The sequence below is a fragment of the Streptomyces sp. 8N114 genome, from assembly GCF_052245835.1.
Taxonomy (GTDB): Bacteria; Actinomycetota; Actinomycetes; order Streptomycetales; family Streptomycetaceae; genus Streptomyces.
Window position 1 is genome coordinate 32,795 of record NZ_JBQQBT010000032.1, and the last position, 19,164, is coordinate 51,958.

General features: G+C 68.2%; 19 protein-coding genes. 9 read left to right on the forward strand and 10 right to left on the reverse strand.

Annotated elements, in window-relative coordinates; genetic code table 11:
* Nucleotides 1-38: 38 nt before the first annotated feature.
* Nucleotides 39-566, reverse strand: a complete 528-nt coding sequence (locus ACTWQF_RS33835) for a MarR family winged helix-turn-helix transcriptional regulator (protein WP_443283604.1) — start codon at nt 564-566, stop codon at nt 39-41.
* Nucleotides 567-695: 129 nt separating this feature from the next.
* Between ACTWQF_RS33835 and ACTWQF_RS33840 the strand changes: the two genes are divergently transcribed.
* On the forward strand, nt 696-2,285 hold the full coding sequence (locus ACTWQF_RS33840) for an MFS transporter (protein ID WP_443283580.1): 1,590 nt from the start codon (nt 696-698) through the stop codon (nt 2,283-2,285).
* Nucleotides 2,286-2,441: 156 nt separating this feature from the next.
* Here ACTWQF_RS33840 and ACTWQF_RS33845 read toward each other — a convergent pair whose 3' ends face one another.
* Together ACTWQF_RS33845 and ACTWQF_RS33850 are read right to left on the reverse strand one after the other, a co-directional pair.
* Complete coding sequence (locus tag ACTWQF_RS33845) at nt 2,442-2,759, reverse strand: hypothetical protein (RefSeq protein WP_443283581.1); 318 nt, start codon at nt 2,757-2,759, stop codon at nt 2,442-2,444.
* Nucleotides 2,756-3,100, reverse strand: a complete 345-nt coding sequence (locus ACTWQF_RS33850) for a hypothetical protein (protein ID WP_443283582.1) — start codon at nt 3,098-3,100, stop codon at nt 2,756-2,758. The genes ACTWQF_RS33845 and ACTWQF_RS33850 overlap by 4 nt, the downstream gene beginning before the upstream one ends.
* Nucleotides 3,101-3,284: 184 nt before the next feature.
* Here ACTWQF_RS33850 and ACTWQF_RS33855 point away from each other — a divergent pair, with 184 nt between their 5' ends.
* Together ACTWQF_RS33855 and ACTWQF_RS33860 are read left to right on the forward strand one after the other, a co-directional pair.
* Nucleotides 3,285-4,127: a helix-turn-helix domain-containing protein gene (locus ACTWQF_RS33855; protein WP_443283583.1), complete on the forward strand. Its 843-nt coding sequence runs from the start codon at nt 3,285-3,287 to the stop codon at nt 4,125-4,127.
* Nucleotides 4,109-4,318, forward strand: coding sequence for a DUF397 domain-containing protein (locus tag ACTWQF_RS33860; protein WP_443283584.1), 210 nt, complete (start codon nt 4,109-4,111; stop codon nt 4,316-4,318). The genes ACTWQF_RS33855 and ACTWQF_RS33860 overlap by 19 nt, the downstream gene beginning before the upstream one ends.
* Before the next feature lie 91 nt (nt 4,319-4,409).
* On the opposite strand, the gene ACTWQF_RS33865 is transcribed toward ACTWQF_RS33860, so the two are convergent.
* Genes ACTWQF_RS33865 through ACTWQF_RS33880 form a run of 4 tightly spaced genes read right to left on the reverse strand, consistent with a single transcriptional unit; the run spans nt 4,410 to nt 11,000 of the window.
* Nucleotides 4,410-5,303, reverse strand: a complete 894-nt coding sequence (locus tag ACTWQF_RS33865) for a hypothetical protein (RefSeq protein WP_443283585.1) — start codon at nt 5,301-5,303, stop codon at nt 4,410-4,412.
* Nucleotides 5,304-5,350: 47 nt separating this feature from the next.
* Entirely contained in the window at nt 5,351-9,922 is a 4,572-nt protein-coding gene (locus ACTWQF_RS33870; RefSeq protein ID WP_443283586.1) for a putative T7SS-secreted protein, read from the reverse strand.
* On the reverse strand, nt 9,922-10,572 hold the full coding sequence (locus tag ACTWQF_RS33875) for a hypothetical protein (RefSeq protein WP_443283587.1): 651 nt from the start codon (nt 10,570-10,572) through the stop codon (nt 9,922-9,924). Before ACTWQF_RS33875 ends, ACTWQF_RS33870 begins: the two co-directional genes overlap by 1 nt.
* A complete protein-coding gene (locus ACTWQF_RS33880) occupies nt 10,572-11,000 on the reverse strand; it encodes a hypothetical protein (RefSeq protein ID WP_443283588.1) in 429 nt (142 codons plus the stop codon). The genes ACTWQF_RS33875 and ACTWQF_RS33880 overlap by 1 nt, the downstream gene beginning before the upstream one ends.
* Nucleotides 11,001-11,181: 181 nt before the next feature.
* Between ACTWQF_RS33880 and ACTWQF_RS33885 the strand changes: the two genes are divergently transcribed.
* Nucleotides 11,182-11,460: a hypothetical protein gene (locus tag ACTWQF_RS33885; RefSeq protein WP_443283605.1), complete on the forward strand. Its 279-nt coding sequence runs from the start codon at nt 11,182-11,184 to the stop codon at nt 11,458-11,460.
* Between the two features lie 164 nt (nt 11,461-11,624).
* On the opposite strand, the gene ACTWQF_RS33890 is transcribed toward ACTWQF_RS33885, so the two are convergent.
* Nucleotides 11,625-12,647, reverse strand: a complete 1,023-nt coding sequence (locus tag ACTWQF_RS33890) for a ScbA/BarX family gamma-butyrolactone biosynthesis protein (protein ID WP_443283589.1) — start codon at nt 12,645-12,647, stop codon at nt 11,625-11,627.
* A 182-nt stretch (nt 12,648-12,829) separates the two neighbouring features.
* Here ACTWQF_RS33890 and ACTWQF_RS33895 point away from each other — a divergent pair, with 182 nt between their 5' ends.
* The 3 genes from ACTWQF_RS33895 to ACTWQF_RS33905 all read left to right on the forward strand — a co-directional run bounded on the left by ACTWQF_RS33895 (nt 12,830) and on the right by ACTWQF_RS33905 (nt 15,635).
* Nucleotides 12,830-14,110, forward strand: coding sequence for a cytochrome P450 family protein (locus tag ACTWQF_RS33895; protein ID WP_443283590.1), 1,281 nt, complete (start codon nt 12,830-12,832; stop codon nt 14,108-14,110).
* 9 nt (nt 14,111-14,119) lie between these two features.
* Complete coding sequence (locus tag ACTWQF_RS33900; RefSeq protein ID WP_443283591.1) at nt 14,120-14,842, forward strand: HAD family hydrolase; 723 nt, start codon at nt 14,120-14,122, stop codon at nt 14,840-14,842.
* 136 nt (nt 14,843-14,978) lie between these two features.
* Nucleotides 14,979-15,635 (forward strand): ScbR family autoregulator-binding transcription factor, encoded by a 657-nt coding sequence (locus ACTWQF_RS33905; RefSeq protein WP_443283592.1) that lies wholly within the window; start codon nt 14,979-14,981, stop codon nt 15,633-15,635.
* A gap of 78 nt (nt 15,636-15,713) precedes the next feature.
* On the opposite strand, the gene ACTWQF_RS33910 is transcribed toward ACTWQF_RS33905, so the two are convergent.
* A complete protein-coding gene (locus ACTWQF_RS33910) occupies nt 15,714-16,520 on the reverse strand; it encodes an SDR family NAD(P)-dependent oxidoreductase (RefSeq protein WP_443283606.1) in 807 nt (268 codons plus the stop codon).
* A gap of 123 nt (nt 16,521-16,643) precedes the next feature.
* Nucleotides 16,644-17,297 (reverse strand): ScbR family autoregulator-binding transcription factor, encoded by a 654-nt coding sequence (locus ACTWQF_RS33915; RefSeq protein ID WP_443283593.1) that lies wholly within the window; start codon nt 17,295-17,297, stop codon nt 16,644-16,646.
* Nucleotides 17,298-17,632: 335 nt separating this feature from the next.
* Between ACTWQF_RS33915 and ACTWQF_RS33920 the strand changes: the two genes are divergently transcribed.
* Entirely contained in the window at nt 17,633-17,770 is a 138-nt protein-coding gene (locus ACTWQF_RS33920; RefSeq protein WP_443283594.1) for a hypothetical protein, read from the forward strand.
* Entirely contained in the window at nt 17,767-18,900 is a 1,134-nt protein-coding gene (locus tag ACTWQF_RS33925; RefSeq protein WP_443283595.1) for a hypothetical protein, read from the forward strand. The genes ACTWQF_RS33920 and ACTWQF_RS33925 overlap by 4 nt, the downstream gene beginning before the upstream one ends.
* Nucleotides 18,901-19,164 lie beyond the last annotated feature (264 nt).

Sequence of the window (19,164 nt, forward strand, 5' to 3'; positions counted from 1 at the left end):
CTGAGAACCGCGGCTCCCACCGGGAGCCGCAGTGCGCTTCAGCCTTTCTCCTCCTGTGTGCCGGGCCGGGCGCCGGGCTCCAGCGCGTGGTACTCGTCCGCCAGCAGGGAGTCCATGGCGTTGCTCAGCTGGGTCACGAAGCCCTGGAAATCCTGGAGTTGGTCGGGCGTGTAGCGGGAGATCTCCGCCTGCATACGTGCGGTATAGGGGCCGAAGAACGTCACAGCCTGCGGCCTGACCTCCGGGCTGCTGCGCAGCGTGACGATCCGGCGGTCGGAGTGCTCCCGGTTCCGCACTACGTGCCCTGCCTTCTCCAGGCGGTTCAGCAGTGCTGTCGTCGCGCCGGAGGAGAGGCCGATCCGCTCGCTCAGCCGCGCGGGGGAGAGCGGGGTTCCCTTGTCCTCCGCGTACAGGATCTCGGCCAGCGCCACCGCGTCCGTGGAGTGCAGGCCCAGCCAGGCGGCGAACCGCCGGGTGAACTCGGTGTAGTTCGCGCCGAAGGTCCGCAGGCCGTCGAGGAGCCGTTCCGGCGTGGTGTCCGCGTTCGCCGCGCCCTGGTCGTCCATCGCTTCCTCCGCGTCCGTCGCTTCCATTCCACGCACTCCGCTTCCTCGTCGGTCCCGTGCACCGTGCGTTGACAATGGTACGGCCATGAAATAACTTCACGGTGGAATTACTTCATCGTGGAGGAAACGTTGACCGGTACCGCAGCAGCGCCACCCACCACCCGCCAATGGCTCGGCCTGATCGCCGTGTCCTTGGGCGTCGCCCTGATCGTCGTGGACATCACGATCGTCAATGTGATCCTGGCGCCGATCATCGAGGACCTGGAGATGGACTCCGCCGGGGCCCAGTGGGTCCAGGAGTCCTACGCGATCTCCTTCGCCGCGCTCCTCCTGCTGACCGGCCGGCTGTCCGACGTCCTCGGCGCGCGCAAGGTCTTCCTCGTCGGCCTGACGGTGTTCGCGCTGACCAGCCTGCTGGCGGCAGCCGCGCCGGACGGCGGCGTCCTGATCCTCGCCCGCTTTCTCCAGGGGGTGGGTGCCGCGGCGATCCTGCCCACCTCCCTCGCCCTGGTGAACGCCACCTTCACCGGCCGGGCCCGTGGGCAGGCTTTCGCCGTCTGGGGCTCCACCATCGGTGCCGCCGCGGCGCTCGGACCGCTGCTCGGCGGCTGGCTGGCGGACCTCTCCTGGCGCTGGGCCTTCGGCATCAACATTCCGCTCGTGGCCCTGATCCTCGTGGGCACCCTCCGCTATCTCGACGCCTCGCCCCGGTCGCGGACCCGCATCGACGGGATCGGCGGCGTGCTGTCGGTCCTGGGCCTCGGCCTGCTCTCGTTCGCCCTGATCGAGGGGCGCACCTATGGCTGGCTGGAGACGATCGAGCCGCTCGATCTCGGCGCGTTCACCTGGAGTGCGAGCCCGTCACCCGTCTTCGTGGCCCTCGTCGTCTCCACCGTGGCCCTGGTGCTGTTCTGGCTCAAGCAGGCGGCGCTCGGAAGGGCGGAGAACGAGCCGCTGATGGATGTGCGGCTGTTCGCCATCCGCTCCTTCCGCAACGGAAACTTCGTGACCCTGCTGGTGGGCGTCGGCGAGTTCGGCATCATCGCTGTGCTGCCGCTCTGGTTGCAGTTCGCCCTCGGCTACAGCGCTTTCCAGGCCGGCCTGGCCCTCGTCGCCCTCGCGGCAGGCAGCTTCTTCGCCAGCGGTGCCGGCTTCTCGATGGCCGCCTCCGTACCGGCACTCCAGCAGGTACGCATCGGCCTGGTGCTGGAATCGGCCGGTCTGGTGCTGCTGGGGGTCATCGCCTCGACGGACACCGCCTGGTGGCTCATCGCCGGCGCGCTGTTCCTCTACGGCGTCGGCGTCGGATTCGCGACCGCCCAGGTCACCAACATCGTGCTCGCCGACGTACCGGCACCCAGCGCCGGACAGGCATCCGGCATCCAAAGCACCGCCCGCGAACTCGGCTCCGCCCTCGGTATCGCACTTCTGACCACCCTCTTCTTCACCACCCTCGCCACCAACCTCAAGAGCCGGCTCGACGGTCCGGGTCTGGCCGACCGCGATGCCGGGCAACTGAGCGACACGGTCACCCACAGCGCCGGCTCGGCCATACCCTCCCTCGCCGAGAACCCCCGCACCGCGCCCGTCGCCGACGCCGCCCGCGCCGCCATGGCACAGGGCCTGGAGCTGGCGAGCTACACGTGCGCGGCCCTGCTCGTACTGGCCCTCGCGGCAACGCTGTTCGTCAAGTCGGCGCGGGGGAGCGCCAGGGGCTGACCCGCGGGTCTTGCCCCGCCCCTCCCGTTGTTCTGGCCAGGGGGTGCCCTGCCTGGCGTCCGCAGGGGGACCTTAGGCGCGGAGGGGACGCTTCCGGGTCGATAGGTGCGGAGGGGACGCTTCCGGGCCGATTGCATTCGAAGCTGGCACGCATTGCTAACGCGGCGCCGGGATCGTCCCTCCCGACGGTGCACCGCTGATCCCGAGCTCCCGCCAACTGCGCGCATTCACCTCCGCAACGCGGGCGCTCAGCAGCTCGGCGTGGGTGAGGAGTTGGACGGCCTCAGGGTCGGCATCCCACACCTGGCCGCCGGTCAGTGGCTGCAACTGGAGGTAGGGCCCCTTGCACCCCAGCACGATGCCCACCCGATTGCGGACGGGGTCCCGTACGGCGGAGCCGACGACCGGTTCCACCGGCGCGGTGCCGGCGGGTGGTCGTTGTGGCTGCGGCTCGGGACCGTCGCCGTACGTCACCGGGCGGCGCCCCGCACGATCACCGCGGCCAGCGCGAAGGCGACCGAAGCCGAGCAGACGCCGAGGTGTACGAGGGCGTACCGGGCCGCGGTTGCCGAGGCCGCCTCGGGTTCACCGTCGCCGCCGTCCTCGTGCTCATCGACGGCGTCGCGCCACGGGGTGCGTACGTCCATCGCCGGGAGCTGGATGCCCGCGCGGGTCAGCGCGTCGGCGAGCGCGTCGCGGGCCTCCACTGCCTCGCGGATCTTCGCGACCCCTGCCGGTGTCCTGCCCTCCGTCCAGCCCCGGACCTCGTTCCGTCGTGCGTCGTTATCCCGGTCCGGGTGCTGTTGGCTCGTCATGGGGGTGCTCCTCATCTTTTAGTTCTGTTTATTGTGAGATTTCGCTGACCTGAGCGCAACGTGTGAACTACCGTGCGTGATGGTCGCGTTACGAGAATGCGGCCTGGCTGAGCTGCGTACACCGTGGACCGGTTGTGCTTCCCCGGCAGATCAGCGCATGTTCCACACCTTCCACGGAGGCACCATGCCGACGAGGCGAGCGGTCACCGGCCGCAGCCGCGAACCACGCGCCCGGTTCGCGGAGGAACTGCGTCACCTACGGGCGCAGCGAGGGGAGAGTCTGCGCCAGCTCGGCGAACGGCTGGGCTGGGACTGGTCCCTGTTCGGAAAGATGGAGAGCGGAGAGACGCTGGGCGGGCCCGAGGTCGTCGAAGCCCTCGACCAGCACTACGGCACACCTGGACTGTTGCTGGCCCTGTGGGAGCTCGCCATCAACGACCAGACCCAGTTCCGCGAGCGCTACCGCCGCTATATGGAATTGGAGGCCAAGGCCACCAGCCTGTGGCACTTCGCGGTCAGCGTCCTACCGGGATTGCTCCAGACCCCCGGCTACGCGAGGGAAGTCCTCGCGGCCGGCGGACTGAAAGGCATGGAGCTCGAGCAGCAGGTCCAAGCCCGAATGGGACGGCGCGCGTTGTTGGAGGGCGACGATGCGCCGCCGTTCCGGACCATCCTGTCGGAGGCGGTGCTACGGACGCCGCTGCGGGATGTGGGGGAGTGGCGGGCGCAGTTGGAGATTTTGGGGGAGGTGATGGAGCGAGGGAACGTGACGGTGCAGGTGTTGCCGTTCAGGGCGGGGCCGTATGGTTTGGATGGCACTGATGTGTGGTTCCTGCGCCTCCCGGGCGGGCGTACTGTGGCGTACACCGAAAACGTCTACCGGGGGCAACTCATCGAGGAAGACGGGGCGGTTGAACGTCTGCAACGTGCTTACGATGCGGTACGTGATCTGGCCTTGTCCCCGGCCGAGTCGCGGAAGTTCGTCCTGCGCATGTTGGAGGAAGTACCTTGCGATCCCTCGACCTGAGCGCCGTCACCTGGCGCAAGAGCTCATACAGCAATTCTGACGGCGGCGCATGCGTCGAGGTCTCCGACGACTTCGCCACCGTTGTCCCCGTCCGCGACAGCAAGAACCCGCACGGTCCTGTGCTGACGTTCGCGGCGGACGGCTGGTCGGCGTTCGTGACCGCGGTCAAGGACGGCGACCTGCGCGCCTGACACACAGCAAGCTCAACGAGGCGGCCCCCGCGACCAGTTGACCGGTCCGGGGGCCGTTGCTGCGCACCGTTCCATCGCCCTCCATACGGGCTCAGCCAACCCAGCTGCGCATCAGCTGACGCAGTTGCGCATCGATCAGTGCGCCCTCGTGCACCGCAGTAATCACCACACCCCAACAATTGACTGCACGAGAAATTGATGTTGGGCGGGGCGTGGAAGGGATGCTGGCGAAACTGTCCACCTGCACCAGGCCAGAAGGAACTCGCGGCGGCTCCCTCAGCAACGTTTCCATGGCTTCGTGGGCGCCGCTCGGGGAGAGTCCGACGGCGAGTTGAGTTTGATCGAAGAGGCTGAGACAGCTGGCGCTGCTCATGTGTTCTTCAGAGTGCTGATAAGGCACTTCGAATTCCAGAGGGCCGCTCTCTCCGGGCGTGTAGGAGCCACCAACCAGCAGTGACTCAATGACACCCTCGGCACCCGTCCGCCTGACTTCCGTCAGCCATCGAACGCTTGCCGTGGATGGAGCGGTCTCAGAATCTGCTGGTCTACTCTCCCGGAGTGACTCAGAGAATTCGAGAAGAGCCCTCTCGTCATACTTCTTCACTGCGACTTCGAAATCGCCGACGTGCACGGTCAGTACATTCTGCTTGCGTTTCCACGCGAGGACTGCTAGGGGAGCACGCAGGTCGCTCTCGATCACGACGAGACACTCCCAGCCTGATGTCTGCGTAACAAAGAACGAAACCTGTCGTCGGCCAACGTTCCTCAAGCTGCGAAAAAATCGATCGGAATCAAGGGTCTGGCCCGCGACGTCCTCGAGGCCCTGAAGCTTGGCTTCGTAGATTCCAGCCAGGTAGTTTGCCTCAGCTTCGGAGACCGGAATCATGCCGCTGCCGACACTGAGCGCATCAATTGCAATACCAGCCGACTCCCAGTTGGCTTCAGCCAGCTGCGTGCACAGCTGCACGGCATCGCTGAGAAGCATATTCCGACTTGATCGGGTCGCCACTACGGAACTCCCTCCTTTCTCGCTCACTTCGGTGGGACATGCCACACGGTTGCCCCGGAAGTCGATCCCCCGACCAAATGCTCACTGACTTCAAAAACGTCATCAAGGTAGAGCCAGGTGGGATGGAGGGGTTGCCCAAGGGGAAGCGAGTGCTGGAGTACGACCCCTCCGAGGTCACTGCGGCCTTCAGCTGCTCCCCGTGCATATCGCATCGCTGTTTCTGGATTGGTGTCCCAGGAAGTGTACTCACTCCGAGTATTACCGCGGTGATGCTCAACAATATCCGCGGGTCCGCCACGGGGGTGTGCTGTGCCATTGAGAGCGTCCGCGTAACCTGGATGCTCTGTCGAGACTCCGCGATAGATGTAATTAACTCCGGGGTCTGCGGTTATGTCACTTGCTGAGTTCGCCACTCTTCCGGACGGATAGTCCGGTGCAAGTCCATACGGGTCGGCCCAGATGTGCGGGTTGTCGACGTAAGTATCAGGGTTGGGCGCTGGGGTGAGCCCCAGGGGGTCGGAGGTGGTGTACCGGGCGGTGGCGGGGTCGTAATAGCGGTGGAGGTTGTAGTGTAGGCCGGTTTCGGGATCGTGGTATTGACCGGGAAAGCGCAGCGGTGTGGATGCGATGCTGGAGCGGTGAGTCGCCGTGTGGCCCCACAGGGTGTTTCGGGTGCGCCAAGCTATCTCGCCCTCGGGTGTGACCAGTTCGCGTGGCGTGCCGACGAGGTCGGTGACGATGGCGTAGAAGCGGGCGTCTATCTCCGTCTGAGTAGCGCTGTCGAGCAGCCGCTCGGTCTGCGACAGGGGGCTCAGGCCGTCGTGGTCCCAAGTGGTGACCACCGGTTGCGGCATTGCATCGCCGGTGGCGGTCTGTTCGATGAGGAGAGGGCCGTCCCAGGTGAATTCCACCCGCTCCGCCGGCGTTTCACCGTCCGACGTCATGCGTTCCTTGGCGATGCGGCGGCCCAGCGGGTCGTAGCGGTATCGCCAGCGGGTGCCGTCCGGGGTTGTGACCTCCGTCAGGTGGTCTTCTGCGTCGTGGGCGAAGTGCCAGGTGTCCGGGCGCTTGGACAGGCGCTTGTGCCGGCGCACGACCAGGCGGCCTGCCTGGTCGTGCTCGTAACGCACGGCACCGGCGCGCTGGATGCGCGTGCCTGAATACCCACGTTCGCCCTCCAACTCCGGCGGGAACGGTTGCGGCCAGTGAGCCGAAGCCTGGTTGCCGAGTTCGTCGTACGCGTACGACTCGCTCCATCCGTGCGCCGAGACCTGTGTCACCCGGCCCACCGGGTCGAGGTCGAAGCGGTACGCGCCGTTGAGATGATCGTCCAGGCCGGTGAGGTAGCCGTCCTCGCGGTAGTGGTAGCGGCGCTGCTGCAATAGGCGGGCTTCTGGGCCGGCGGTCAGAGTCTGGGCCGACAGTCGGCCTGACGCGTCCCTCTCCGCCGAGATCTCCAGCGTGTCGCCGATGTGGCGGGAGGTTTCGCGTCCCGCCTTGTCCCGGGTGAAGGTCAGGTGGTGGCCGCCTGTGGTCAGGTCGCTGCGGTTGCCCGCGGCGTCGTAGCCGTAGGTGGTCACTGCCCCGGTCGGCGTGACCCGGCGGGTGCGTCGGCCCAGCGCGTCGTAGGTGAAGGTGGTTACCCGGCCGTTGACCATCTCGGCCTTGATACGGCCGAGTTTGTCGCGCTGGTAGATCAGCTCGGCATCCGGGCCGGTCGCCGACAGCAGCCGTCCCGCTGGGTCGTAGTCGAACCGGGTGATCTGGCCGGCGGCGTCCTTGGCCGTCACCCGGCCGAGCTCGTCCCGCTCGAAAGCGATCACCTCGCCCAGCGGCGTCATCCTCTCGGCCAGCTGGCCGGCCGCATCCAGCCGGTAGGCCACTTCGCGGCCGTCGAAGTCCGACTCCGCCACCAGCCGCCCAGCTGCGTCGTAGGTGTAGTCCCACGTGAGCCCGGTCGGGCCGGTGACCTGGGTCAGACGCAGCTCGCGGTCATGCTCGAACTCGTAGCGGGTGCCGTCGGGCTCGATGCGGGCGGCGATCAGGTCGAAGTGGGTGTATTCGTAGCGGGTCACCGCGCCGGTCGCGTCCGCCTGCGTGAGGCAGTTGCCTTCGCCGTCGTACGTCCAGGACGTGGCGGCCCCGTTCGGTGCGATGCGCCGGGCGAGTTTGCCTTCGGCTGTCCATTCCAGGCGGGTGGTCGCACCCGAGGGGTCCGTGGTGGCCACCACCCGGCCGAAGGGGTCGCGCTCGTAGCGCGTCACCCCGCCCAGTGGGTCGGTGATCTCGACCGGCAGCCCTGCGGCGTTGCAGCGCACCGTCGTGGTGTTTCCCAAGGCGTCGGTTTTCGATGCCAGGTGGCCGGCAGCGTCGTAGCTGTAGCTGGTGGTCCGGCCTGCCGGGTCGGTCGCGGTTGTGCGCAGGCCGCGGTCGTCGAATTCCTGCCGCCGGCGGGCGCCGTCGGCCGCGACGAATTCGACAGGCAGGCCTAGCTCGTTGTACTCAGCGCGTGTCTGTCGTCCATCGGGCCGCGTCACTGCAATGCATCGGCCCTGCTCGTCGTAGGCGTAGCGGGTCGTACGCCCCAGCGGGTCGACGATCGCCGTGATCTGAAGGTTGTCGTCGTATTCAGTGCGGGTGGTGTGGCCCAGGGGGTCGGTGATGGCCACAATCCGCGCGGAGTCGTTGACCAGGTGGCGGGTGACGTGGCCGTTCGCGGTGGTCAGCGTCGTGACCTTGTGGCCGGTGGCCTGATCGATGTCGTCATAGGACAGGCGGATCTGGAAGTGCCCGCCGACGCCGCCTTCGGCGATGACCCGGTCCTGGTCGTCGTAGACGTAGTCGTAGCGGCTGTCGTTGGTGTCGGTCCAGGAGATGACGCGGTTCTCGTCGTCGTACTCGAAACGGAGGGGGAGGCCGGAGGAGTTGGTGACGTCGGTCAGGTTGCCGTTGGTGTAGGCGTAGCGCATGACCGTCTGGTCGGTATGTGTTCCATGTGCTCCTGCGAGGGTCAGCGCTGTGATGCGGTTGTCCTCGACGGTCAGCTTCACCACATAGCCGCCGCTGTGGACCAAGCGGGTGGGAGCGCCCGTGTGCTCGTCGTACTCGAAGGTGATGCTGTGGCCGTTGCGGTCCGTGATTTGTTCGAGCTGGGCGGTTCCGTCCTCGGAGGCGCCGCTTTGCGGGGGAGCGAAATGCCGCACCCGCCCTGTGTCCGGCTCGGTGAGGGTGTAGCCGCCGTCCGGTGTGCGCTCCAGCGGCGTACGGGAGGAGCCCGCCGAGGGCAGGGTGGGGACGCCGGGCGCAGGGTGCGGGTACGAGAGCAGGCGGCCGTCCTCGGCGACGAAGATGACGCCCTCCGCGTCGATCTCCAGCCGCTGGTCCACAGTTGAGCTCCACGAGGGGCCGAACCAGTGGCCGAGCCGGTAGCCGGAATCGACGCGGCGGGTGAACGTCAGCGGCAGGCAGCCGGGCAGGGACAGATCGGTCTGCGGGAGGTACATCCTGCCCGTGGCGAGGTCGACCGGGTCGGTCCTGCCGGACAGGATTTCGTCGCCTCTCCGGGCTGCCTGGCTCGGGCCCGTCTCGCCGAGCACTCTGCGTGCGTCGGCGGCCTCCTTCGCCAGCTTTCCGGCCCGGCCGGCCTTGGTGGCCATGCCGATGCCCTTGGTGCCGAGCAGTTCGGGGATGAGGCGGCCGACGCCTTCTGAGGGGTCCTTCTTGAAGGTGTCCCACATCTGTTTGCCGGTGCCGACGGGGTCGTTGGCGACGCGGGCGATGCCGGTGACGGTGGAGTTGAGGTTGGTGACGTATTCGGCGGGGTGGGTGACGTTGTACGGGTCGAGCGGGTTGATGCCGCGGACGAAGTTGTTGAGGCCCGCCAGGCCCTTGACGACGCCGCCGGAGAGGTGGGTGGCGTCCAACTGGAGCCCCTGGAGGCCGTCGCCGGCCTGCTCCCAGTAGTCGGGCTTGGGCGGAGCGGCATCCCGCGCTGCCTTGACGGCGGTCTGGGCGATACCGGCAGCCGTGTTGCGCTGGGAGCGCGCTCTGGAGAGTTGTTCCTCGGCTTCGTCTTTCTTGTCTTCCTTGTATTTGGCGACGGCCTCGCGTGCCTGGGACTGGGCGCGTTCGACGGTGTGGGCGAAGTCCTCCAGCGCTCCGGCGGCCTTCTCACAGGCGTCGGCGGCCTTTATCCACTTGGCCGGTTCCATGCCGACCTTCTCCCAGAAGGCGTCCGCCGCCTTCCCCTTCAACGTCCCCTTGTGAAGGCCCTTGAGGCCCTTCGCGACGTTGTCGAACTCGGTCTGGAAGTCCTTCAGATGCTTGGCCGTCGAACGGATCTTTGCCGGGCTGCCGAAGATCAGCTTCTCCGGGTCCTCGGTCTCGTCCAGCTGGAACTCGGCGGTCTCGGCGCCCATGGCGTTCGCCGCCGAGCGGGACTTGTCCCGTACCCAGTCCCCGCCGCTCTCCCAACCGACATCGTCCAGCCGGTCGGCGCTCCAGTTACCGGCGCCCTCGACAGCGTCACCGGCGCCCTCGACCAGCTCCTCGCCCTTCTCCTCGACGGAGTCGGGTACGAAATCCCGCCAGCCCATCAGCCCTGACCCCCCTGCTGCTGGGCTGCCGCCCGTTCCTCAGGGGACGGACCGAAGGCCCTGTCCCGTCCGGCCTCGATCTGTTCGTCACTGAGGCCGGTGGCGTCCTGGGCCATGTCCATGTACATCCCGCCCCGGCCCTTGGTGGTCAGCTCCCGGCCGGTGTCCTGCCAGTCCTGCTTGATGTCCTGGCCCGCCTTCTCCCAGGACTCCCCGCTCCAGTCCGGCGCGTCCGGCGTGAGGATGTCGCCGTAGCCCTGCTTGGCGACCTCCTCCTCGGTGGCGTGCGGGTTGCCGGTGAAGGAGGCGGAGTTGAGGGCGACCTTGAGCGTTCCTGCCCGGTACTGGTCCTCCTCGTGCGCCATCCCCGCCGACAGACCGAGCTTCTGGGCCAGCGCGTTGGCGTTCTGCACCAGGGCGCGTACGCCCCACTCCCACTTCTCGCAGAAATCCTCGAAATCCGTCGCCAGACCGGGGTGGCCCATCTCCATCCCGGTCAGGGACAGCCCTGCGAAACCCGCCCCCTGGAGGGAGGAGGTCGCCGAGCTGCCGGACTGCTTCAGTTCGTCGATGGCGCCTTTGAGTCCCTTTTCGATCAGGTTGAGGGACTCTTTGTTCCACTTGACGCCGTCGCCCTTGTCGTCACCCATCAGGCGCCCTCCCCCTCAGCGGTGCTTCCCACGGCCACCTCGTCCGGCACGATCCCCGGCACGGGCGGGAACAGCATCGAGCCCTCCTCGTCCGCGACGTCGACGGCGACGCCCGTGGTTCCGTCGAGCGCGGGTACGACGGCGTCCAGCAGCCGGGCACCCAGTACGGCCACGTACTCCCACGGCTCGTCCGGTGCGCCCCCGCTCTCCCGAGCGAACCGCGCCAGCGCCGCCTCGTCCGTGAACGCGAGAATCCAGCGCACCCCGCCGAAGCTCCGCGTCAGCAGCCGGTCCCCGCCCATCCGCGGCACCAGCACCACAGCCCGCCGGAACTCACCCAGCAGCGCGCCGGGGCCCCCGGTCCCGGCCCGCGTCGCAGCGATCTCGTCGACCAGCGACACCACACGCTCCCCCGGCTGCACGAGCAACCCTCCGCACCATAGAACGACACGCCACCCGACCGAAAGACAGCTGCCCGAATACGCCAACGGACAACCCCAGCCGCGCGAACTCGCTGCACGCTGCTTTCGCCGGACCACGCGAGTACTGCGTGGGGCAGGCAATCTGTTCGCCAATGCCGAGGGCGACCACGCCGAGCCAACCGTTGAGCTGCACAGCGACTGTGCCGCGCGTTTCGGGCTGGGCGTCCTGCCCGCTCTTGATCCGAAACAGACGCTGTACGCGGACATGATGGGTTCTTTGGTGGTCGTACGGGCGCTGCTGCGGATCGTCAAGCCGCTACCGGCGCACGGATTGTTCGACGGAGCCGCGCGGACGCTGTTCTCGATGCGGCTGGCATATGCGTTGGTGCACGGTGCCACGGAGGTGCTGTGGCCCGTTCTTGCCGTGGAGATCGTATTCGGTGTCGTTCAGTTTCTTCCTTGGTGACGGCCTCGGGGCATGACCCCCGAAGAGGACATGCGGAATTCGATCCGCCGTTGATTCGCCGTGAATTACCTGAGAGCGGCGTGGAATGAAGGTGGCGGGCTCGCCGGACCCGCCACGCGTGCTCGAGATGTGCCACCCCCGGGAAGGTGCGCGGCGCCCAGATCTCAGGCAGCAGCCGCGGTGACAGGGCCCTGGAGCTGGGCCAGGAAGACGTGCTCACCGTCCTGGTGGCCGGTGACGTGGACAGTGAGATTGCCGGACTGCTGGACCGTGAGCAGATGGGCCTCGATCCAGCAGGGGCTGTCGAACTCCGCGTACCGGCAGAAGTCGGTGGACATGGAGGTCGGGACCAGGGTGTAGCCGGGGGCGAGGAGGGCGCGGGCCGCCTGGCGGGCGGCTTCCATCAGCACCATGCCCGGCACGTGGTCCCCGCCGTGGTCGAAGAGTATGGGGTGGTCGGGGTCGGGTGCGAGCAGCCAGCGGCCGGGCTTGTCGGTTGGTCTGAGCACCACGTCCACGCTGCGGGTCCGGCCGAACTCGGCAGGGTCGCCCGTCTCCCGGTCGCCGCGCACCGTCCCGCGCCTGCCCTGCGTCGGCACCCGGTCCGGCGTGGCGACCGGCTCCCGGCCGCCGCGCAGCCGGCGGTAGGTGGCCTCCGAGACGCAGGTGAACCGTCCGCCGCCGTGCGCCACGGACTCGCCGTCGCGCCAGATGGTGATGTCCACCCCGAAGTCGGAGAGCCTTTTTCCCTTCCACACCGGATCGGTGCACACCGCAGTCAGGGTCAGATCACTGGGGTGGTCGCCGATCAGCAGTCGATCGTGGTCGGTGGTGAAGGACAGGTCCCACATCACGAAGTGATGCCCGAGTGGAACGTTGAATTCCGAGTGGGCGAGATACAGGCCCACCTGCCGCATCGTTTCTGCGGCTTGCAAGGGATCATGGCGACGGCCGTCCGGGCTGGTGAAGAACGTATGCGCCCGGGGCCATTGACCCGTCAACGAAAAGCGGTTCTCGCCGATCTTCTGGCAGCTGGTCAGAAAGACTTCGGCGAGTGAAGCACGGTGCACATATTCCCTGGGCACCGTGGTGGTCAGGCGTGGGAGGCGGAGTTGGTCGTCCTCACCCCCCGCTCCGCGAGGGGCGTTGGTATGGCGATCTTCCTGTCGAGCCTCTAACAAGGTCACAAGACCTCTCCCCCATGAGATGGCTGGAAGCGCTTGAGCCCCGTAAGATACGTCCCCGCCGGTTTTCTTTACAAGACCAAAACGAAAAGCTCGCCTATCACCGCAGCTCAAACCATGATCCGCGATCAACTGGGGATTCTGGTGGGTTGAGTAAACCGAATACCCGGTTTATTGTCCTGGCCGTGGCTCGCTCCCAGTGCACCCTCACCATCGACGCCTCGGGCCGTGATCTGCACAAAGACGCCGCCCGTTTCCGCAACCAGGGACCGGTCGCCCGGGTACTCCTGCCGGGAGACATCCAGGGCTGGGTCGTCACCGATCTCGGTCTGATCAAGCAGTTGCTCCTCGATCCCCGAATCTCCAAGGACGCGCACCGCCACTGGCCCGCCTGGGCCGGCGGCCAGGTGGACGAGTCCTGGCCGATGTCCATGTGGGTGTCGGTACGGAACATGCTCACCGCGTACGGGGCGGAACACGCCCGTCTGCGCAGGCTCGTGGCCGGGGCGTTCACCGCGCGGCGCACCGCCGCGCTGCGTCCGGTCGTGACCACCGCCGTCGGTCAACTGCTCGACGGACTGGCGACGAAGCCCGGTCAAGTGATCGATCTGCGCCGGGAGTTCGCCTGCCAGGTGCCCGCCCGTGTGATCAGTGCCCTGCTCGGGCTGCCCGAGTCCGTGCACGACGATCTGCTCCGCGTGGTCGGCACGCTCTTCCGGACCACGGCCACCCAGGAGGAGGCGCAGGCCAACCAGCGTGAGCTGTATGTGCTGTTGACCGAACTCATCGCCGAGAAACGCGCGTCCCCTGGCACAGATCTCACCAGCGATCTGATCGCGGCCCGGGACTCGGAGGGCGGTGCGGGGCTGAGCGAGAAGGAACTCCTCGACACGCTGCTGCTGGTGATCGGTGCCGGGCTGGAGACCACGGTGAACCTCATCGACCACGCGACACACGCCCTGATCACCCACCCCGGGCAACTGGCACTGGTGCGCGACGGATCGGCGACCTGGACCGACGCCATCGACGAGACGCTGCGCCAGCAGGCGGTGGTGGCCAACATCCCGTTCCGGTTCGCCACGGAGGACATCAGCCTCGACGGAGTGTTCTTCCCGGCGGGCGACCCGATCCTGCTCTCCCTGGCCGCCGCCGGACGTGACCCGAGGGTGCACGGCCCGGACGCGGACGGCTTCGACGTGACGCGAGCCACCCGCCGCGACCACATCCCCTTCGGCCACGGCGTCCACCACTGTCCCGGCCGGCCACTGGCCCGGATGGAGGCGACGATCGCGCTGGAGGAACTCTTCCGGCGCTTCCCCGACATGGCACTCGCCGTACCCGCTGACGAGGTGCCCCCGCTGGAGTCCTTCATCAGCTGTGGCCACGCCGAACTCCCGGTACGGCTGGGCCGCGAGGGCCAAGCGGGCCCTGACGCGTGCGCGACTCCCGGCATGAGAGGTTCGTGAGCTCCCGTCATGACCACGGCGTCCTGCCCACTGCGCCATCTGCGACTGGTCGCGCTCAACATCGACGGTGTCCTGCTCAACGACACCTTCAGCCCGGTCATCCACCGCTTCCTCACCTCCCGGGGAGTCCGCTACACCGCCGAACTGGAGCGGGAGCTGTTCTCCCAGCCGCAACTCGCCGCCGCACGCGCCTCCGGCCTCGACGGGTCACCCGAGGAACTGGTGAAGGAGTACTTCCAGGAGCGGGAGGAGTATCTCGCCGCCCACCCGGTGCGGTTGCTGGACGGTGCGGAGGAACTGCTGGGCCGACTGGACCGGATGCGGGCACAGCAGGACAGGGAGATTCGGCTGGTCTGCTACGGCGGGCTGGAGCGTCACCATTTCGACCGCCATCTGGGCGCGCTGACCCGGTACTTCGACGAACCGGGCTATGTGTGCACCAACGACTTCCGCCCCGGTATCGCGGAGATCACCGGCGGCATCTGCGGTGTCCGGCCGGACGAGGCGCTGTTCGTCGACGACGTGGCACGTGTGGCGGAGGCCGCCCGGGACCTGGGCGCGGCCTTCATCGGCCTGCCCTCGTCGTACGAGCACAGCTTCCAGCGGGAGCTGATGCGGGAGGCGGGCGTACGCCATCTCGTGAGCTCGCCGGGGGAGATCGACGAGGCGCTGCTGCGGGCCGTGGACGAGGAGGCCGCAGCAGGCACGGTGTGGCAGCACACTTCGGCGTAGCTCCGTCCGTCCGCCCGTGGTAGCTCCGGTCACCCGGTCGTAGCCTCCCGTACCCCGAAGGGTGGCGAGTACGATACGTGCTGGACGGTTTCTTTTCGCTGCCTCGTCGTAGCGTCGACACCCGTGGGAGGGTCGATTGGCCCGGCAAGAACGAGCGGTCAGAACACGCCGCGCCGTGCTGGAGGCGGCGGCCGAAGTGTTCGCCGAGCACGGGTACGCGGCCGCGACGGTCGCCGACATCCTCGCCCGCGCAGGTGTCACCAAGGGCGCCCTGTATTTCCACTTCGACTCCAAGGAAGCCCTCGCCAAGGGCGTGCTGGAGGAACAGGCGGCGCACTATCTGCTGCCGCAGGAGCTGAAGCTCCAGGAGTGGGTGGACTCCGGGCTGACGCTGGCGCACCGGCTGCCGCAGGACGCGATGCTCCGCGCCGGAGCGCGGCTGTCGACGGATCTGCGCGGCCTGGAGGAGTACGGCACCGCCTTCCCGCTGTGGACGCAGTTCTCCGCCACGGTGCTGATAGAGGCCCAGCGGCGCGGTGAGGTGCTGCCGCACGTCGACCCGAAGGAGACCGCGGAGCTGATGGTCAGCGCCTTCCACGGCGTCCAGCTCTATTCGCAGGTCACCACCGGCTGGGCGGACGTGGAGCAACGCGTCTGCGTACTGTTCCGGCACGTCCTGCCGACGATCGCGGCACCGGCACTCCTCTCCCGTATCGACATCACGCCGGATCGCGGGGCCCGGGTGGTCGCCGAGGCCAAGCGCATCCAGGCTCCGCCGCTCACGGTGAGCTGAGGGCCCGGTTGACGACCGGACTTGCGGCGGCCGAGGCTCCGGCCTGCGACCGCCGCCGATCAGCGGCCCTCCGGTGGCTCACAGATGGGAGCCACCGGAGGCGTCCAGGCACTGGCCCGTGATCCAGCGCGCGTCGTCCGAGGCGAGGAACGCGACGATGTCGGCGACGTCGTCGGGCAACCCCATGCGGCCCAGGGCCGCGTGGGCTGCGTGCGCCGCCTCCGCCTCGGCCGTGGCCCAGCGCCGTGTGTTCATGTCCGTCTTGACGAAGCCGGGAGCCACAGCGTTGACGGTGATGCCCCGCTCGCCCAGCTCTTTGGCCAGCGCGCGGGTCATGACCTCAAGCGCGCCCTTGGCCATCGAATAGGCGAGCGACTGCGGGAAGGCCACCCGCGTCGCCGCCGAGCTGATGTTGATGATCCGCCCGCCGCTCCCCATCCGCGGCAGACCGTGCTGGACCAGGAAGAGCGGCGCCTTGGCGTGCAACTCCAGCAGCCGGTCCACGTCCCTGGGCGACACCTCGTAGATCGAACCGGGCACGCTGATTCCGGCGTTGTTGACCAGGATGTCCAGCCGTGGTGGCGCACCGAGTTGCGCCAGGGCCGCGTCGAAACGCTCGTACAGCGCGGGCACCGCGGCGTCGTCGGTACCGAGCTCGGTACGCAGCGGCAGCGCTTGCCCGCCGTCCTTGATGATGCGCTCGACCGTCTCGCGCGCGGCCTCCTCGTTGCCCGCGTAGTGGACGACGACCAGTGCGCCGTCCGCCGCCAGCCGTCTCGCTGTGGCGCGTCCGATGCCCCGGCCGGCGCCGGTGACCAGCGCCGTTCTTCCGGAGAGTGCGCCCTTGTCGTGGTGCGGCCGTTCGTCCTGTCCGTCCGTGGCCATGTCGCCCCCGTTCTCCCGCTGTGTCCGACTGTCCACATCGTGACCATCTTGCGGGTTTTCGGCACGCTGCGGGGGGAGTTCGTCAGGGAGCTGACAGCAAACGCCGTGTCGGTGCGCCCCCGCTCAGTCCGGGATGGTGCCCGGGCGGCCGTGCTCGTCGCCCCCGGTGGGCCGGGACCCGCCGGCGACGAGCGTCTCTCGTAGCGACTCCTCGGCGAGCCGGGGCAGCAGCAGGGTCCAGAACCGGGTCACCGTGTGGTGGGAGAGCCACCGGTTGTCCTGCCCGCTGAGGGTCTCGAACCCCATGGTGGCCGCGACCACCGTGGCGGCGGCATCCCGGGCCGTCACGTCCGGCACCAGCGCCCCTTCCGCGTCGGCCTGCGCGAGAACGTCCTCCACCCAGCGCTGCCAGCTCTCCCGGAGCGTCTCGTCGCCACGCGTCTGCTGCAGGGCGTGGCACAGCTCGAAACCGGCGCGCAGTACCGCGTCGTTGCCCAGCCCCCGGCACAGCGCGTGCGTGGCGTCGATGAGGCACTGCAACGGATGAGCGGTTCGGCGTGCGGTGATCCGGCGCAGCCGCTGGGCCGCGGCCTCCCATACGGCATCGGCCAGTGCCGCCTTGTTGGAGAAATGGAAGTGGAGCGCTCCGTTACTCACCCCGGCACGCGCGCTGATCGTGGTCAGTGACGCCACGTCGAAGCCGTCGCGGTCGAACAGCTCCGCGGCGGACTCGATCAAGGCGTTACGCGTGCGTACCGCACGTTCCTGTCTGGCCATCACCGGCGCTCCGTCAGTACGAGTGGCAGGGCGGGTGTCCAGGCCGCCGGTGAACGGGCCGCCATGGACATGACGTTGATAATAAACCGCGCGAACGGTTTCTAACAGATCGAGGGTGTGGGTGCCCAACAGCCCGCGACTGAAGGCAGGTTGCCACTCGGGGTGTGTGAATGGCCACCCAGGGGAGCGGTAATTGGCCGCTATGTGAACGGGCCGTGAGGGGCGGGTACCTTCGGGCGCTCCGACGCCCTTTCGAACACCTTTCGGGATACGCAAAAACAAACCCGCTGCTTGGTATGTTTTTGACAGTCCGCAGAAACGAGGGGAGCCGTAACGTGGACGTGCAGCAGTGGAACGACTTCTGCCTGGTGGGGAACGACTTCCGCCTGGTGACGGCACACGAGGGCGACACCGGCGCGATGAGCGGAGCGCGTGCGGCAGTCCGTACCCGGACCAGAGGGCTCCGCTCGTGAGCCGGCGATCGGCGATCGCGGCCCGGCGCGAGAGGGAACCGGAAGAACGGCCTGTCGGGCCGCCGGCCGCGGTTGCCCTCGACGAGCTGCTGGCCTCCGACTCCCCCCGCCTCAACGGCGAGGACAACGCGCACATCAGAGCGCTGGCCGCACTGGAAGCCCCGTTGCCGCCGATCCTGGTGCACCGCGGGACCATGCGCATCATCGACGGTATGCACCGGATGCGTGCGGCCCGGCTGCGTGGCGAGGACCGGATCCAGGTGGAGTTCTTCGAGGGGGGCGAGGACGAACTGTTCGCGCTGTCGGTGAAGCTCAACATCACCCACGGGCTGCCGCTCTCCCAGGCCGACCGCAAGGCCGCGGCGAAGCGCATCATCGAGGCCCACCCGTACTGGTCGGACCGGCGGATCGCCGCCAACGCGGGCCTCGCCGCGAGCACCGTCGCGACCATCAGACGCCGTTCAACCGGCCGGAACGCACAGTTGAACGTCCGCGTCGGCCGCGACGGGCGGGTCCGGCCCCTCCATGCGACCGAGGGGCGGCTGCGGGCCAGCAAGATCCTGGCCGCCAACCCTGACGCGTCCCTGCGGCAGATCGCGGAGGAGGCCGGGATCGCAACGGCCACCGCCAAGGACGTACGCGACCGGATACGGCAGGGCCAGGACCCGGTCCCGCCCCGGCTCCAGGCCGCGGCGCTCGCGCGTCGCGGGGCGGTGGCGTCCGTGGATGCCGGCCAGGCCGTGAGCGCCGGAACGACGCCGGGAGCCGGGGTCGCCGCGGGCACGGGCACAGGTGCAGGGGCGACTGCCAGGTTCGGTCTCGGGCCGGGTGCGGGCGCTGTCGCCGATGCCATGGCCCGGCTCGGTGCCGGAGTTGCCGCTCCCGGTACGTCTCCCGCGGCCCTGGACGCCGTCCTGGCGAACATGCGCCGGGACCCCGCCCTGCGTACGGATGCCGGACGGCTGCTGCTGCAACTGCTCAGCGCGCATGCCATCGGTGACGAGGTGACATGGCAGCGGCTGGCGCGCAGCGTTCCGGTGCACCGCGCGGAGACCCTGGCGCAGGCAGCACGCCGGTGCGCCGACCACTGGCTGCGCTTCGCCAAGGGGGTCGAGACGAGGAGCCCGTGACCACCACGGACGGGAAGCGGTGACCACAACGGAGGGGAGTCCGTGACCACGGCGAGCGGCAGCCGGCGACCCCCCACGGGCGGATCCGGACGGCTCCGTGCGGCCGTGACCCGGCCCACGATCTCCTGGCCGGATATCACTCCGGCAACCCGGCCAATTGCCGTGCGGTGATTGACAGATTCCGTAAAGAATTCCGCACGCGCCCGTCACCTCCTGCGTTGCCGTAATTCCCTGTGGAGCGCCCGCTGTTCAACCCGGAGAACG

What these genes read in the sequence shown, in the direction of transcription:
- ACTWQF_RS33910 (WP_443283606.1), bottom strand. Translation starts at nt 16,520, where the DNA reads ATGGCCACGGACGGACAGGACGAACGGCCGCACCACGACAAGGGCGCA.
- ACTWQF_RS33850 (WP_443283582.1), bottom strand. Translation starts at nt 3,100, where the DNA reads ATGACGAGCCAACAGCACCCGGACCGGGATAACGACGCACGACGGAAC.
- ACTWQF_RS33855 (WP_443283583.1), top strand. Translation starts at nt 3,285, where the DNA reads ATGCCGACGAGGCGAGCGGTCACCGGCCGCAGCCGCGAACCACGCGCC.
- ACTWQF_RS33900 (WP_443283591.1), top strand. Translation starts at nt 14,120, where the DNA reads ATGACCACGGCGTCCTGCCCACTGCGCCATCTGCGACTGGTCGCGCTC.
- ACTWQF_RS33915 (WP_443283593.1), bottom strand. Translation starts at nt 17,297, where the DNA reads ATGGCCAGACAGGAACGTGCGGTACGCACGCGTAACGCCTTGATCGAG.
- ACTWQF_RS33875 (WP_443283587.1), bottom strand. Translation starts at nt 10,572, where the DNA reads ATGGGTGACGACAAGGGCGACGGCGTCAAGTGGAACAAAGAGTCCCTC.
- ACTWQF_RS33870 (WP_443283586.1), bottom strand. Translation starts at nt 9,922, where the DNA reads ATGGGCTGGCGGGATTTCGTACCCGACTCCGTCGAGGAGAAGGGCGAG.
- ACTWQF_RS33865 (WP_443283585.1), bottom strand. Translation starts at nt 5,303, where the DNA reads ATGCTTCTCAGCGATGCCGTGCAGCTGTGCACGCAGCTGGCTGAAGCC.
- ACTWQF_RS33835 (WP_443283604.1), bottom strand. Translation starts at nt 566, where the DNA reads ATGGACGACCAGGGCGCGGCGAACGCGGACACCACGCCGGAACGGCTC.